Below are 15,835 nucleotides of genomic sequence, written 5' to 3'. Positions count from 1 at the left end.
GCGCGGCAACTGGGCGATAAGCGAGTCGACGACCCGCGGGTCGAAGTGGCGGCCGCGTTCCGCCTCGAACAACGCCAGTATGCGATCCAGCTCCCAAGCCTGCTTGTACGCTCTGGCGCTGCCCAAAGCATCGAAGACATCGGCTACGGCGGTAATGCGTCCGTAGATATGAATCTCCTCGCCCTTAAGCCTCTGCGGATAACCGCTTCCGTCCCATTTCTCGTGATGCTCCAGCGCCACAATCGACGCGGCGCGCAGCAGCTCGCGCTTGGAATGCCGAAGCAACTGGTGACCGATCAGCGTATGCCCTTTGATCTGATCGAATTCCTCATCCGTAAGAGCCCCCGGCTTATGTAGTATGGCATCGGGAATGGCGACCTTGCCTATGTCATGCATGGGCGAAGCGTCGCGCAAGAGCGCCGCTTCCCTCTCGCTCATGCCGAGGCCGAGCGCCAGCCAATACGAATATTGAGCCACGCGTCTGACATGGCTGCCCGTTTCTTTCGAACGACTCTCCCCGATCTCCCCCATGGAGAAAATAATTTCCCGCTGTGTCTCCACGATTTCCTCGCGCAGCATAAACGCTTCCAGCGACTTGCCGGAATACGAGGCGGCAAGCGACAAATATTCCATATCCTTCTCCGAGAAGACGCCTGACTCGGTCAGCTTGTTCACGGCCTGATATGCGCCGATGACATGACCCTCATTATTGCGGAACGGAATCGTCATGATCGCCTTGGTGCGATAGCCGGTCCGCTTGTCGTTGTCCGAGTTGTGGCGCGGATCCTCGTAGGCATCGTCGATAATGATCGGTTGATCTTCGCTGATGGCGGTTCCGACCAGTCCGCTTCCATAAGGGATGCGGATCTCTCCTGCTCCATGGGCGACGACGGTAAACAACTCCCGGCGTTCTTCGTCCAGCAGCCAGACGGCGCAGCGGTCTGCCACGATCATTTCGCGCCCCATGTCGGCCATAAGAATCAACACGGCTTCGAGCCGGTCGGCGGTTGCGATTTTTGCCGTAAATTCGAAGATCACCTTCAATAATTGCTCAGGGGTCAGCTCTTCCTTAAAGGCTCCGGCGGGCCGTCTATCCACGTTCACGAGGGCTCACCTCATTCCTTCCGCTTTTGTTCCATTTTTTGTTCCATAGACATTCGCTCCCGAAGGGGTTAATTCCTGTTTATTTGCAGCGAAATTTCTGTTTATTCGAGGACTTTCGACAAAGATGTCATCTTTGGTAAGTTCGTGTAAAAGCTTGCAACAAGTTAACTTTGGGGAATGTCGGAAAATGTAAAACTAGTTTACAATGATAGATAGAATATTAACAATGGCAGGGAGAGTGCGTTTCTATGAAAAAAACGGCGCGCAAGCTGGCGCTGATCGGCAATGCGGGGGTGCTGCTCGTCATGTGCCTGCTGATGCTTATGGAGTTTCTGCTGCCCCTCGACCGGGCATTATTCGGCTACAATATGACGCAGTCGAAGTCGCAGATGCCCGACGAGCGTATTATAGTCGTCGCCATAGACGAATATACGCTGCAGGAACTGGGCGCCTTTAATACGTGGACGAGAGATAAATATGCAACGCTGCTCGATCATATGTATACGCCCGAGACGGAACCTGCCGCTGTGGGCTTCGATATTTTGTTTACATCGGAGAGCGCGCCGGAGGCGGATGCGGCGTTCGCCGAAGCTCTGGAACGGCATGACGGCATTATTTTGCCATCCTACGCCAATACGGAGAGTGAATTCTCGCGTTCGCTGGAGGGGGCGTCCGACAAGTCGCTGCTGCAACCCGAGGAATGGGTGCATCCCATTCCGATGTTCGCCGAGCATACGGATCGGGCGCATATTAACGCGCGGCTGGACAAGGACGGCGTTATACGCCGCACGCTGCTGCAGCTCGGACAGCCGGACGACGGGCCGATGCCGTCGCTGGCGCTGCAGATGGCCCGCATGGCCGAAGCCGATGTCGAGCCTTTCCTTGATATGAATGCAAGAGATGAAATTTTGATCGATTACAACATGGTGTCCGGTGATTTCTGGACGGTGCCGTTTGTCGATGTGTATAACGGCAACTTCCCTGCGGAAAATTTCGACGACATGCTGGTGCTGGTCGGCTTTACGGCGGTCGGCTACGATACGGGCGCAACAACGGTGGAGAGCGAGATGAAGCTGGTGTACGTGCACGGCAATATTTTGCACCAGCTGCTTCAAGGCGAGACGATCCGGGAATTGCACGGCCTTTGGATTTCGCTGATCTCGCTCCTGATGTTTGCGCTTATGCCGCTGGTGGCGTGGCGTTTCCGCACGATGACGGGAAGCCTGTTGGCCGCAGGAACGGCGCTAGCTCTGTTGGCCGCGCAATACGCCTCCTTCCAATGGCTGGATTGGCACTTTAACGCCGTGGAGCCGCTGGTCGTGCTGCTGCTAAGTTACCTGGTCAATATTACCTTGAAGTCGTTCCTCGAGAACAAGCAAAAAAACTTTATTACGAAGCAATTCGGGCGTTACCTCTCGCCGGATCTGGTCCGCGAAATCGCCCGCAGCGACCAGGAGATCAAGCTGGGCGGCATTAACAAGGAGCTTTCGATTCTGTTCCTCGACATTCGCGGATTTACGACATTGTCGGAGAAGCTGCCGCCGGAGCAGGTGCTCGACTTCCTGAACACGATGTTCGATATGATTACGCGCAAGGCGCTCGACAACAAGGGGACGATTGACAAGTTTATCGGCGACGCCGCGATGGTTATTTTTAATGCTCCGCTTGATGTGCCGGATCATGAGTATCGCGCCGTGCGGACGGCATGGGATATCCAGGAGTCGATGAAGGAAGTACGGCGCACGATCGAGGAGAAACACGGCATCACGGTGAGCGTCGGCATCGGCGTCAATACCGGGATGGTCGTAGTCGGCAATATCGGCTCCTTCCTGCGGGTTGATTATACGGCGATTGGCGACAACGTCAACATCGCCGCGCGAATCGAGTCCAATACGCAGCCCAACCAGATTCTGGTATCGGAGGAGACGTACGAGCGAACGAAGGGGAGCTTCGTGTACAACTGCATCGGCGAGCGGATGATGAAAGGCAAAAGCGTGCCCGTCAAGCTTTATGAGGTGGTAGATTTGAAGTCTGCCCAATAATCTTTTGAAGCTTCAATATTGTAATCGGGGTTACAGTCAGGGGTAGCGCATTGGTGGTATAATTCGGGAATGCTTAAAGATATTTTTCGAAAATAACGTCGAAATTTGTTGTACAATTAGGTCATGTCTGAAAACCCGCTCAGGAGTATTCAGACACGCCCTAGATAGATGTCATCCTGTTTATTTCGCGATAGATTTCAATAAGGATAGTAGATAAGAGTCTGGAGGTTGTGAGAAATGCATATGAGAGATAGGGCAGAGAACTTTAGCCGTATGTCGCGAAAGTGGGGAACGGCGTTGCTTGGGGTCACGCTGGCCTGGGGGCTGTCGATGGCTCCTGCTGCTGCGTCTGCGGCGGGACAGCAGCCGTTCGGCATTAAGGACGGAGTGCGAGGCGAGGAAGGGCAGCTGTTGCTTCAGGTCGGCACGTTGGCAGGCTCGGGAGAGCCGGGCGACGGGGACGCCGCTGCGGATATCGCTTCTTTGCGAGCCCCGCAAGGCGTGGCCGCGCTGCCGGACGGGACGGTATACATAGCCGACACGGACAACCATCAGATAAGGAAGTTGACGGGCGGCAAGATCAGCACCGCAGCCGGACTGAAGTTTCTGACGAACGAGCTGTATCGGCCAATCGGGGGATATAACGATGGGCTCCCCGGGGAATCGGCTCTTAACGAGCCGGTCGGGCTTGCGGCGGATGCCTCTGGCAATCTGTATATTGCCGATGCCGGCAATCATGCGATCCGCAAGCTTTCGCCCGGAGGCCGTCTGACGACGTTGGCGGGCAACGGCGTGATCGGCGATGCGGACGGCCGCGGCAAGGACGCGGCGTTCCACTACCCGCAGGCGGTGGCCGTTGACGATCGCGGCAACATATACGTCGCGGATTCGCTTAATCATCTCATTCGCCGCATCGCGCCGGACGGCAACGTAACGACGTTAAACGAGTCGCCGACAGCGGGGCGCGAGATTATTCCGGGGCTCTTGGTTGAGAGCGGCGGCTATCGCGACGGCAAGCTGGCACAGGCACTGTTTAATGAACCTTCCGGCCTTGCGCTGGATGCCAAAGGCAATCTGTATGTCAGCGATACCGGCAATCAATTGATCCGTTATATCGATTTCTCGAGCAACACAGTGTCCACGGTAGCCGGAGGCAAACCGGACGGCACGCCGGATTTCGAGGCGGGAAGTATCTATGCGACCGCAGGGTATGCAGACGGAGCGGCGGCCAATGCGCGCTTTAGCTTTCCGCGAGGTCTAGCGGTTACGCCAGAGGGCGGGCTGATCATCGCCGATTCGTTGAATCACGCGATACGTTATTTATATGAAGGCAAAGTATCCACGATCGCGGGAGCGGGCGACTCGGTGCGCGGCTGGCTGGACGGCATCGAGAGCAGCCATGCTCTGCAGGCGCCTTCCGCGGTGGCGCTTGCTCCGGGCGGCGAGCTGCTGGCGGCGGACAGCTACAATAACCGCATTCGTTCCATATCGCTTCTTCGTCTGCCGGAGCGGCGGGAGGGCGATACGTCGGTACGGATCGTGACCGGCGCGGCAGCGGAGGAGCTCAAGACGCCTTCCAAACTGTTGGCCGGCAGAACATTCGCCCCGGTGCGGGCGGTCACCGAATCGCTTGGCTACGAGGTCGACTATAAGCCGGATACCCGCGAGGTACTGCTGCGGAAGGGGCAACTGGACATCACGCTCCAGCTGGACAGCAAGGAAGCCGAAGTTCGCAGGAATGGCGGAGAAGCGGAGGCGGTCATGCTGGATGCCGCTCCGTTCGTCCAGAACGGCGTCTCTTATATTCCGGTCCGCTATATTAGCGAATTGATAGAATTGGATGTGCAATGGCATGCCGCGTCGCGTACGGTCATCATTCGCAGTCCGATAACAGATGGAGAGGAGCTGTAGGTTATGCGTTTAAGCGAACGATCAGTCCATGCCGGCGTAAGGAATTCCTTTGGAAGGGGCGTCTCCTTTGTTGCAGTCGTCCTGTTTCTTACCTTGCTGGCGAGCGTGGCGCTGGCCCCGATAGGCGAGCGCGCCGCGGCGGCTTCTGTTCGCATTGCGAGCATCGTGTCCGTTTCGGGCACCGTCGAGGTCAAGAAAGCAGGGGGCAAAAAATATTTTAAGGCGTACAAGGATATGCCGCTTAATGCCGGAGATCATCTGAAAACGGGCGATAAATCGAGCGTGACGATCAGGGTGCAGGATCGCTCGGACGAAGCGACGTTAGGCGGAGGCTCTTCGCTGTACATATCCGAGCTGCGCGATGCGAGCGGCAAGAAAAAATCCAATTTTACGCTGTGGACGGGCAGTATGTGGGTAAAGGCAAGCACGCTTGTCTCTACCGAGGATGAATTCGAGGTCGAGACGCCGACGGCGGTCATGGGCGTGCGCGGCACCAACCTGTTTGTGACGGTCGATCCGCTAACCGGAGAATCGATGTTCATGATCGCTTCGGGGGTCGGAGAGGTATTCTCTAAAAACAACGGCAAGAATGACGATAGGCCGTCTACCATCTATCCGAGCCAGATGTTGAATACGTATTTCGACGAGAAGAAACAGTCCGAGAAGGATGAGGTTGTATTCGTCAATCTGGAGCAGTTTGTGCAGGGTGCCGGACCCGGCGTCATTGAGGCGATTATCAGGAACAAGGCGGCGATCGACAAGGAGAATGAAGAGCTTCTGGAGCGATTGCGCCAAGGACTTGGCCCCAACAACAGTCTTGATCCGGAGAAAGCGGACGGCTTAAATATCAAGTCGATAGATGACCTGGAACGCGTCCGCCAAAATCTCGAACATTTTGTGGCGAACGCGGTTAAAGAAGCGATCAAGCAGAATAAGGTCGATGCGGACGCCATTCGGAAGCTGGTGGAGGAAGCCAATCGCAGCCTCGACAAAAAAATCGATCTCGACAATGCAAAGGAGCCCGTGCTGACGGACAAGGAGAAAGAACAGCAGCGTCTGGCCGAGCAATTGAAGCAGCAGCGGGATCGGTTAAAGCAGCAGCAGGAACAGGCTTTGGCGGAGCAGCAGAAGAAGCAGCAGGAGCTGCTGGCCAAGCTGGCTGAGCAGGCGCGCCAAAAGCAGGAGGCCAATCAAAAGATACTGGAGGAGCAGAAGAGAAAAGCGGAGGAAGAGTACCTGAAGAAGCTTGAGGAAGAAAAGCTCAAGGCTTTCCTGGAGGCGAAGAAAAAGCTGGAGGAAGCGGCAGGCGTACCTACGCCAACGCCGGCGTCGACCAATGCCGGAACTCCGAGCACGCCTGCGCCGACCCCTACGCCTCCGGCGATTAATCAGCCGGGAGAGATAACGGGTCCGCTGGAGCAAGCGGTTAGCGGGAGTGCGGACGCCATTTACGGACCTGTTGAAGGTTTAGTAACGGTTGAAGGCAATCTGACGATTGTCGGTGACGACACGGCGACCGGCGTCTATACGCTTCGCAATATGAGGATTGAGGGCAACTTGTCCGTCACGGTTCCGAACGGCAGCGTCGTGCTGCTGGATTCGGTCTTTGTAGCAGGCACAACGACGATTGTGGATGTGGCGTCGAACACATTCGACAGCTCCGCGTTTCATGAAGGCGCCATCGAGGTGCAGGACAGTAATAATGGCGCTCGCGTCATTCTGCAGGGGAATGCCGGCAGAGGCACGGTTCGCATTACGGGCTCCGGAACGATCGTGCTCGAAGGCAGCTACAATGGAGAAGTGATTATTGAGGGGAACGCCGCGTCGATTGTCCTGAAAGGACAATTTACAGGCACGGTGCAAGTCAATGTGCCGAATGTGACAATGACGGTAGATTCCACCGCCATCTTTACCGGAACGTTAGAAATAAACGCGGACGGATTCACGCTTGCCGATGCATCGAACAAAGTCGGCCAAATCGTGCCGGGCCCCGGTATTGAGGTGGATCAGGACATTCTGGACAATGCGAAGCTCAGCCGTCTGAACCAGGCAGCGGATGCCGAGGCTGTTCTTGCATTCCTGCAAGAAGGCGAATATACGGGCGCGTATTTATGGCATGCCGAGCAACTGCTCTCAAGGCGCAATAATCAGCAGGGCAGCGCCGGTTTCGCTACATGGGAGCTGGCGTCGGCAGCGATTGCCGAGGTGCTGGAGCTGAAAGAACCAGGCCCGGTGTTGGAGACGGGAGGCGAGCTTTATGTCGAGATGCCGATCATGTCCTTCACTTTTGACGGAGAAGACCCGGACTATCAGGAATGGGTTGAGCGAGTATACGAGGTTCGTATTTACCATGAATCATCAACAGAAGGCGATCCGCTGCGCACGGTTGCCGTAAATGCGGTGGAAGGACAAGACTTCGGTCTGGCGACGCTCAACGCAGGTCGTCTCGAGCTGGACGGCTCCATCTTTGAGGAAACAGGTGCAGGCAGCTACACCTTGAGGCTGACAGCAAACGGACGATTCGACGATGTCATCCATTCGTTTGTGCTGTCGCCTGCGGATTGGCTGAACGGCGAGACAGATCTAACCGACATGGAATTGGTTACGCAAGCGGTAATGGGCACGGAGGATCGGGAGTTCGGTCCTTCGTCCGAATCCGAATTGCTGCTGAAGGTGCCGGGAAATCTGAGGTTTGCCGGAGACGGCAGCGGGACCTATACGTTGCGTAATCTGTCCGTTGCGGGTGACCTGATTATTGATTTGCCAGCTGGCAGCGTCGTGCTGGAGGATTCGGTCACGGTAACGGGAAATACGTACATTGACGGCATTTCGGGAAATTTTGCGACAGGCGGCGGGGTTAGGCCATTGGTTGTAGTGACGGAGCCGGACGAGGATCCGCCGGGAGCGGCGGGCGCAGGCTTTGCCAGCTCCGCGCAGCATGACGGCATGATTGAATTGCGAGATTCCGACGGGGCTGCTATTCGTCTGGAAGAGGTGGCGAGCGCCGGCAGCTTGCAGATATCCGGCGGCGGCGAAGTGCTGTTGAGCGGCGTGTACCAAGAAGATGTAATTGTTACGCCGAATGCTACGGCTGCTTCGCTGCGTATTGCCCCTGATGCCAAAGTGATGGCACGGCTTCAGATTAACGCCCCAGGAGTCGAACTGGACCTGCAGGGCATATTGCTAGACATCGGATTTGGCCAGGAGGTGGGGGCAACCGATTCGGTTTTTGCGGCGCAGGATCAAATTGAACAGATTAAGGAAGATATTATTAACGCAGGCAATAACATCAGATTTAATGATGTCGACGATTTGTCCGAATTCAAGCAGGCGCTTGAAGCGGCGGGATTTCAGTTGGCCCACCGTCTGTCGTATTTGTACTTGCTGTTCCTGGAAGGACAATTCTACAGTGAAGGCAGCTATATCAACTCCCTGCTCGATATTAGAGACTTGATGAGGAGCTGGAACGAACTGCCGAACATTCCGCCCGGCTTCGAGGAAGAGGAGCTCGCGATTGAGGATACGCCTTATGGGCAGCCATTCCGTTTTGTATATAGCGGCTTTATTCCTGCTCCAGTACAAGGCGGTGAAGGAGAAGGCGATTGGTCGGAAGGTTACGAACGGTTCGATTGGCCGGACTGGTTCCGCCAGGCCAGCGGCGTTACGATCCGTCAGACATTCGGAGATGAAGTCATCGAGCGTTATTATCCGATCAATCAGCGACTTGATTGCATCATCGAAATGCCTTACGAGTGTGGAGAAATGCTCGATTGGGACATGACCGCCTTCCATCCGGGAGAGGCCAGCGTAATCGTCCATGGCGGCTTCCAGTATGGGGAAAATTGGGAGAGCGGGGTCGTTGGATTATACGAAGACGTAGCGGATCTGTCCTTTACGATCGAAGAGCCTGTCCAGGCGGAGTGGAACGATAATTGGTATGTAACGCAATTCGTGTACGGCAATGAGAACAAAATGTTAGGTCCAACCGATCCTGAGCAGCCGGCAACGGTAGGGTCCTTGACTATTCGGGGAAGCGGCAGCGGAACATACACTTTACAAAATGTCGTCATTGCTGGAGAACTGACTGTCGATATCCCAAATGGCTCGCTTGTGTTGGGCGACGGCGTGCGCTTTGAAGGCGGGCAACAAGAAGGGACCCCATGGATCATCGTTCGAGATGTGAGCTCCGGCGATGGCGGAGGCCTGATCATGAACGGTTTGACTGTTAAGGTTAAAATCGATGTTCGCGACCCGAATGAAGCGAGACTAGTGTTGCAGACTTTGCCGGCGGGAGAGAACACCATGATATACGTGAACGGACCGGGTGTGTTGGAATTGGCTGGAGCATCCAAGGCCGTTGATTTGTACGATGAGACTCAGTGGATGGGCAACGAGGAGATGCCGCCTTCCTATCGGGATATCTACCTTTCCGAGGGAGCTGTCATTGAAAATATGAGCGTATACAGCAATGCAGGTCGTATTCGTTTGATTGACAACGGCGGAAAAGTACTAAATCTATTAACAAATGGTGAGCCGTATGGCGGATACGACTCCTCCATCACGGCTTACGAGGACATGCTGAATGCGAAGCTGGCGGATTTAAATGAATTTTTGGCTGCGAGCGATTATAACGCGGTAAAGCCTGAATTCGAATCCATATTGGAGTTTATAGGTATCCCGCCGGCAGCAATACTTCAATCCGGCCAGGGGATGTGGGGATATCTACGCACAAACTCCTACAGCACCCTGCCGGAAGCGTTGTACACCCTGCAGTATTATCAAATTGACACAAACGTGTAAGTCGTAGCGCATAACGGGCTTCGCTGTCATAGTACGCGAACGCTACAGCAAATAAAACCGCCAGGGCGATTCGTCCGGCGGTTTTATTTACCACAATAGAATTTATAAGTTCCCGAGCTTGTCGGAAATCTGAGTGGACGAGAGTTCAGTCGTTGTCGCTACGGCGTGCGTACGTGTGCGATAGCGAGGGACGGAACTCAGAGCCCTTATTTCATCGTATGGAGGGGGAAAGGCAGGGCTTACGGAACTCAGAGACTTTATTGGTTGATGACAAGGGAGATGGAGCGCGATTCGGTTGGAATAAGCACGCTCAGTTCCGTAAGGGTACCCGAAACCGTTGATTTGGCGAGAATAACGTCGCTCAGTTCCGCACACCTGTTTAGTTTGGTCAATAAGCCCGTTTTGTTCACTCTTTGTTGCATAGGGCTTTGCAAAGCTTAAGGCCGCTCATCTCCAAGAGGCCCACCGTACATCGCATCGGAAAATAGAGGGGAAATCTCCCTTTAATCTGGAAAAATCGGAAAATCGGCTCCTCTTAGAGGGAAAACTGCCCTTTAATCGGGGTGGTTCGACCCGAAAACAGTGATTCGGCCAGAATTAGAGGTAGGATTTCCCTCTAAAGAGCAAGCAAGGGCGGAGACGAGGGTATTAGAGGGAGTTTTTCCTCTTATTCGAGAGGCCGAACAGACAGGGTGACGACGTTGCTTCTTTCTGGCGCTAGCACAAAAAGGACCGCCAGGACGATCTATCCTGACGGTTTTTCTTAATTGCGGTGCATGGGCCCTGAAGCACGCGAACGTCTAAGCCCGCGAAGAAGAAAGCAGCGCCTCGATCTTGCCAAGCAGCCGCATCCATTCCACCGGCTTGGTATCAAAGTCGTCGCAGCCTGCCTCGAAGGCTCGGGTACGGTCGCTCGTCATGGCATGGGCCGTAAGCGCGATGACGGGGATGTTCCTTGTGCCGGGATCTGACTTGAGCGCGCGAGTGGCATCCCAGCCGTCCATGACCGGCAGGCTGAGGTCCATCAGGATGAGGTCCGGCTGGATCGCCGAAGCAAGCTCGACGCCTTGCCGGCCGTCAACAGCCATGTCAACGGTAAAACCTTTGCGGATGAGCCGGCGCGACAGCATATCCCGGTTCATCTCGTTGTCCTCCACAAGGAGAATTCTAGCCATCCTCCGCAACCCCCTTTACAGACCCGCCGGATAGCTCAATGAGTCTTCGAATTTCGGTCAACAGCGATTCGCGCTCCAATTGACTCTTGCTGAGTATGTTTTTGGCATAGCCGCTTAGCCGCTCGCGATCCTCATCTGTAATCGACTTGGCCGTAACGACCACGACCGGGATGTCCCGCCATGCGTCGTGCTGCCGCAGCACCGTCAAAAATTCGAACCCGTCCATTTCGGGCATCATGAGATCAAGCAGAATGAGATGCGGCGCATCCTGCTCCAGCAGGCTAAGCGCATGATGGCCGTTATCGGCCTGGATCACGTTATAGCCTTCCTTGCTTAACATCTTTGTCATCATGTCGGAGGTAATCGCGTCGTCTTCTATGACCAGCACCGAATGGGACTGTCGTTCCTGCACATACTTCTCGATAATACCGATGAGCCGATCCCTCTGTACGGGCTTCGTTACGTATTCCGCGGCGCCCATGGCGTAAGCGAGTCGCTGCTCGTCCATCATTGAAATCATGACGACGGGAATATGCGCCAGTTCGGGATCGTTTTTGAGCATGGTGAGCACGTTCCAGCCATCAACGCCAGGCATAAGCACATCCAGCGAAATGACGTCAGGCTTCAACTGTTTAGCCAGACGCAAGCCTTCCCGGCCGGATTGAGCAAGCGTAACGGTCCATTCCTCCTGACCGAGATAACGCTGCATTAATCCGAGCATTGCGGGATCGTCGTCGATGACGAGGACGGTGCCGACTCCATTGGCAGCGATGAGATTCGTTAAGCCGGAGCCCTCATCGGTAGTCTCACTGGCATATCCAGCCGGAACCTCCGGTTGGGGTATAGTCAGCATGGAAATATCCGACGCCAAAGACACCCCGGGCATTGACTCGCCATTACTTTGCAGAGGCAGCCAGACCTTAAACGTCGAACCCTCTCCGAGCTCGCTTTCGACGGAGATTTTGCCCCCCAGCATGGTGCACAAGTTTTGGCTGATGGCAAGTCCCAGCCCCGTTCCGCCGAATTTGCGGGTCGTGGAGGCATCGGCCTGCTTAAACGCCAGGAATACGCTTTCCGCTTGCTCCGGAGTCATGCCAATCCCGTTGTCTTGGACGCGGAAGACTATGCCAGGCACGTCCAGCTCCTGCTCGTTGGCGAGGGATAAGGTAACCGTGCCGTCCGATGTAAATTTGGCAGCGTTGCTGAGCAGGTTGAGCAAAATTTGCTTAAGCTTGGTCGCGTCCGAGCGGATCGAATCCGGACAATCGTCCAGCCCCTCCAGCAGCAAATGGTTGCGGTTGGCCGCCATCAGAGGATCCACGGTCGCAACCAGTTCGGCGATGAGGGAATGAAGGTCGACGGTTTCGAGATAAAGCTCTACTTTGCCGGCCTCAATCTTGGATAGGTCCAATATGCTATTAATCAGCGTGAGCAAATGCTGCCCCGCTTTATGTATTTTGTGCAGATCGTCCGAGAAGGCGGCTTCTCCCATTTCCTCGGCTTCTTCCCCCAGCATCTCGCTGTAGCCGATGATGGCGTTAAGCGGCGTACGAAGCTCGTGGCTCATGTTGGCGAGGAACTGGCTTTTGATCTTGTTCGCTTCGACGGCTGCATCGCGCGCTTGGGACAACTCCATCGTTCGCTCTTGAACGAGCACTTCCAGCTGTTCGTTCAATTGATGAAGCTCCTGGTTGAGATCATGGATCGCGTGCGACTTCTCCTCCGAGATCCGCTCGGCTTCCTGCCGTGCTTGCCGCTCGAGCTCCAGCTCTTTGCGGAGTACATCTATCTCATTCCTATTATCGCTAACCCCGTTCCGTTCTTTCATCCACCTAATCCCCCCTGGCAATATTAAACGGCGCTTCGCTTCCGATGATGTCAAGGAATACTTCAACCACGCGCGGATCAAAATGCTGCCCGGACTGCGCTATAATTTCCGAGATGGCTTCCTCTTTTGTCCATGCCCGTTTGTACGGTCGCTCATGCGTGAGGGCGTCGTAGAAGTCGGCGATTGCCACGATTCGCCCGTAGAGCGGAATGTCCTCGCCGCTTAATCCGTTTGGATAGCCGCTTCCGTTCCACTTTTCATGGTGCGTTAATGCGATCGTGCCGGCTGCCTGAAGAACGGGGAAGACGCTCCCTTGCAGAATGCTGGATCCAATATCGGCATGCTCCTTCATCCTGGCGAACTCCTCGGAAGTGAAGCGTCCGGGTTTAAGCAGAATATCATCCGGAATGCCGATCTTGCCAATGTCATGGAGCGGCGCGGCCCTGCCGATCAGTGCAGCTTCATCGGGAGAAAGTCCCAACCCCAGAGCGATACGAGCGGACAAGTCTCCGACCCGTTTCGTATGCTGGCCCGTCTCATCGTCGCGGTACTCCGCCGTGCGGCCAAGCACGTCGAGAATTTCCGCCTGAGCGAGCTCGAGCTCTCGTGTTCGCTCACGTACGCGTTGCTCCAAATCCTGGTTTCGCTCTTGCAGCTTCAGATGATAGAATCGTGTGGCCAGGAAGTTCTGAATGCGCAGCACAACTTCCGTCCGATCAAACGGCTTGGAGATGAAGTCGTTCGCACCCTCATGCAACGCCCGTTTCTTCGCCTCGGGCGTCACGTCGGCTGTCAGTACCAGAATAGGCAAATATTCGCCTTCGTTCCAGTTACGCAGACATCGAATAGCGGTAAAACCGTCCATCTCCGGCATATGAAGATCGAGCAGCACGATGTCAGGGCGGTGCTCCCGATACAAGGCCTCCAGTTGCAGCGGATTGGTAGTTGTCACGAGATTTGTATATCCCGCACGAGTCAGAATGCGGTGCAGCAGGCTGATATTGAATTCCTGATCGTCTACGATCAGGAATTTGGCATTTTGCTTCCACTCGTCCATGGTAGGCCTCATTTGCTTATGTAATAGGGGAATGGAGAGGATTCCCGTCTGTCCATCCTAATCTTGCCATTCTCTCACTATTATAAATGTAAATTCGATATTTTACGACCAGATTCTTGTGCTTTCGACATAGGTTAAAAGTCATGACAAGCGATATAGAGGATGACCTGTGGAACTTTAGGAGGAAATAATTCGCTCTGTGTCGAATGAGAGTAAGGATTTATCTGCCAGGGATACTAGGAACGGGAAGAGGGAACTCGATGCAACACCATAACCACGGCACTTACGACATGCTGCTTGTGTTGTTCTCCTATATAGTAGCGATCGCGGCTTCCTATACCGTGCTGGATTTGGTCAATAGGATCAGTACAACGTTCGGACCGCGAAGATGGCTGTGGCTGTCGTTCGGCGCGTGTGCGATGGGCAGCGGGATCTGGTCGATGCACTTTGTCGGCATGCTGGCGTTCTCGCTGCCGGTTCCGATCGCCTACCATATGCCTACCGTAGTGTTGTCGGTCATCGTCGCAATCGCGGCATCGTTTGTTGCTCTGCATATTGTGGGACGGACACAGCCCGGGATCAAGCGTATCGTGTCGGGCGGCGTGCTGCTGGCGGCGGGCATCGTCGCTATGCATTATATCGGCATGGAAGCCATGCTGATTGATATTGTGTACGAGCCGTTGTACGTCGGATTGTCGGTGTTGATCGCGCTGATCGCGGCGATTACGGCGCTGTGGCTTTCGTTTTATTTTCGGAGGGAAGGGACGCAGAATCGCGAGTATTGGTTCAAAAAAGTCGGCAGCGGCATGATCATGGGAGCAGCGGTCGCCGGCATGCATTATGTGGGCATGGTCGCTGCGTCGTTCCCGCTGGACGGGATGAGCGGGCGCGAGAGCTCCGGCCTTGTTCTCGATCAGAAGTGGCTGGCGTATTTCATTGCGGGCGGCACGTTGTTTACGTTGGGGCTTTCATTAATCGGGATCTTCATCTCCAACAAGTTCACCTATAAGGATTCGGAGATCGAGGACAAGTCGGCGGAGATCCTCAAGATGAATGAGGAGCTGCGCGAGCTTAACGACCATCTGGAGAGCTTGGTCAAGGAGCGGACGATGGAGCTGTCGCATGCACGGGACGAAGCGATCCAAGCCAATCAGATCAAAAGCCAATTTCTGGCCAATATGAGCCATGAGCTGCGGACGCCGTTAAACGCTATTATTGGTTATAGCGAGATGCTGATGGAAGAAGCAGAAGAGATGGGAGCGGAAACGTTCGTTGACGATCTCGACAAGATTCGGAAAGCAGGCACCCATCTGCTGATGCTGATTAATGATATTCTGGATATTTCCAAGATTGAAGCAGGCAAGGTCGAGATGTATTACGAGAAGGTAGAAATCGGGGATCTGATGCAGGAAGTGGCGGCGACGATCCGGCCGCTTATCGAGAACAACGGCAATGTGCTTGAGACGGTCGCCGCGAGTGGCGAATTCGAGACGGACATTACGAAGCTGCGCCAAATTTTGCTTAATCTGCTCAGCAACGCAGGCAAGTTCACGCGTAAGGGCAACGTAAGATTCGAGGTTTGTTCGGAAACGTCAGACGGACAGGCGGGATTTGCCTTTATCATCGCCGATTCCGGGATCGGCATGAGCGAGGAGCAGCAGAAGAAGCTGTTCCAGCCATTTACGCAAGCCGACGCCTCGACGACCCGCAAGTACGGCGGCACGGGTCTCGGCCTCGCCATCAGCCATCGCTACCTTGCCATGATGGGCGGACACGTTACGGTAACCAGCGAGCCGGGCAAGGGCAGCATGTTTAAGTGTTGGGTGCCGGCAAGCACACAGAAATCATAGGGGTGCGAAACCATGTGTAAGAGCAACTATCCGCCTCCAATCAGCGTCTAACCTCTTGGTGGCTTCTC

General features: G+C 54.9%; 8 protein-coding genes. 4 read left to right on the top strand and 4 right to left on the bottom strand.

Annotated features, from left to right (window positions below; genetic code table 11):
- The coding region (locus PAT3040_RS26040; protein WP_108994978.1) for an HD-GYP domain-containing protein at positions 1-1,104 on the bottom strand (1,104 nt) is incomplete at its 3' end.
- Positions 1,105-1,352: 248 nt separating this feature from the next.
- Here PAT3040_RS26040 and PAT3040_RS26035 point away from each other — a divergent pair.
- The 3 genes from PAT3040_RS26035 (at position 1,353) to PAT3040_RS26025 (ending at position 9,857) form a co-directional block, all read left to right on the top strand.
- Positions 1,353-3,146 carry an adenylate/guanylate cyclase domain-containing protein gene (locus tag PAT3040_RS26035; protein WP_108994977.1) on the top strand — a complete coding sequence of 598 codons (1,794 nt, stop codon included), beginning with the start codon at positions 1,353-1,355 and terminating at the stop codon, positions 3,144-3,146.
- 237 nt (positions 3,147-3,383) lie between these two features.
- Positions 3,384-5,057, top strand: coding sequence for a stalk domain-containing protein (locus tag PAT3040_RS26030; protein ID WP_108994976.1), 1,674 nt, complete (start codon positions 3,384-3,386; stop codon positions 5,055-5,057).
- 3 nt (positions 5,058-5,060) lie between these two features.
- Positions 5,061-9,857: a FecR family protein gene (locus tag PAT3040_RS26025; protein ID WP_108994975.1), complete on the top strand. Its 4,797-nt coding sequence runs from the start codon at positions 5,061-5,063 to the stop codon at positions 9,855-9,857.
- An 800-nt stretch (positions 9,858-10,657) separates the two neighbouring features.
- Here PAT3040_RS26025 and PAT3040_RS26020 read toward each other — a convergent pair.
- Genes PAT3040_RS26020 through PAT3040_RS26010 form a run of 3 tightly spaced genes read right to left on the bottom strand, consistent with a single transcriptional unit; the run spans position 10,658 to position 13,917 of the window.
- On the bottom strand, positions 10,658-11,032 hold the full coding sequence (locus PAT3040_RS26020; RefSeq protein WP_087569164.1) for a response regulator: 375 nt from the start codon (positions 11,030-11,032) through the stop codon (positions 10,658-10,660).
- Positions 11,025-12,860, bottom strand: a complete 1,836-nt coding sequence (locus tag PAT3040_RS26015) for a hybrid sensor histidine kinase/response regulator (protein ID WP_108994974.1) — start codon at positions 12,858-12,860, stop codon at positions 11,025-11,027. The genes PAT3040_RS26020 and PAT3040_RS26015 overlap by 8 nt, the downstream gene beginning before the upstream one ends.
- 4 nt (positions 12,861-12,864) lie before the next feature.
- Positions 12,865-13,917 carry an HD domain-containing phosphohydrolase gene (locus PAT3040_RS26010; RefSeq protein WP_108994973.1) on the bottom strand — a complete coding sequence of 351 codons (1,053 nt, stop codon included), beginning with the start codon at positions 13,915-13,917 and terminating at the stop codon, positions 12,865-12,867.
- 260 nt (positions 13,918-14,177) lie between these two features.
- On the opposite strand from PAT3040_RS26010, the gene PAT3040_RS26005 reads away from it, so the two are divergent.
- Positions 14,178-15,767 carry a sensor histidine kinase gene (locus tag PAT3040_RS26005; RefSeq protein ID WP_181376834.1) on the top strand — a complete coding sequence of 530 codons (1,590 nt, stop codon included), beginning with the start codon at positions 14,178-14,180 and terminating at the stop codon, positions 15,765-15,767.
- The last annotated feature ends 68 nt before the right edge of the window (positions 15,768-15,835 follow it).

This window comes from Paenibacillus agaridevorans (assembly GCF_003112455.1).
Taxonomy (GTDB): Bacteria; Bacillota; Bacilli; order Paenibacillales; family Paenibacillaceae; genus Pristimantibacillus; species Pristimantibacillus agaridevorans.
The sequence above is the reverse complement of the archived record's forward strand: the minus strand, read 5'-3'. Positions and strand labels throughout refer to the sequence as shown.

Excerpts from the sequence above, each read along its gene's own strand:
- PAT3040_RS26010 (WP_108994973.1), bottom strand. The coding sequence starts at position 13,917 with ATGGACGAGTGGAAGCAAAATGCCAAATTCCTGATCGTAGACGATCAG.
- PAT3040_RS26035 (WP_108994977.1), top strand. The coding sequence starts at position 1,353 with ATGAAAAAAACGGCGCGCAAGCTGGCGCTGATCGGCAATGCGGGGGTG.
- PAT3040_RS26015 (WP_108994974.1), bottom strand. The coding sequence starts at position 12,860 with ATGAAAGAACGGAACGGGGTTAGCGATAATAGGAATGAGATAGATGTA.
- PAT3040_RS26030 (WP_108994976.1), top strand. The coding sequence starts at position 3,384 with ATGCATATGAGAGATAGGGCAGAGAACTTTAGCCGTATGTCGCGAAAG.
- PAT3040_RS26025 (WP_108994975.1), top strand. The coding sequence starts at position 5,061 with ATGCGTTTAAGCGAACGATCAGTCCATGCCGGCGTAAGGAATTCCTTT.
- PAT3040_RS26005 (WP_181376834.1), top strand. The coding sequence starts at position 14,178 with ATGCAACACCATAACCACGGCACTTACGACATGCTGCTTGTGTTGTTC.
- PAT3040_RS26020 (WP_087569164.1), bottom strand. The coding sequence starts at position 11,032 with ATGGCTAGAATTCTCCTTGTGGAGGACAACGAGATGAACCGGGATATG.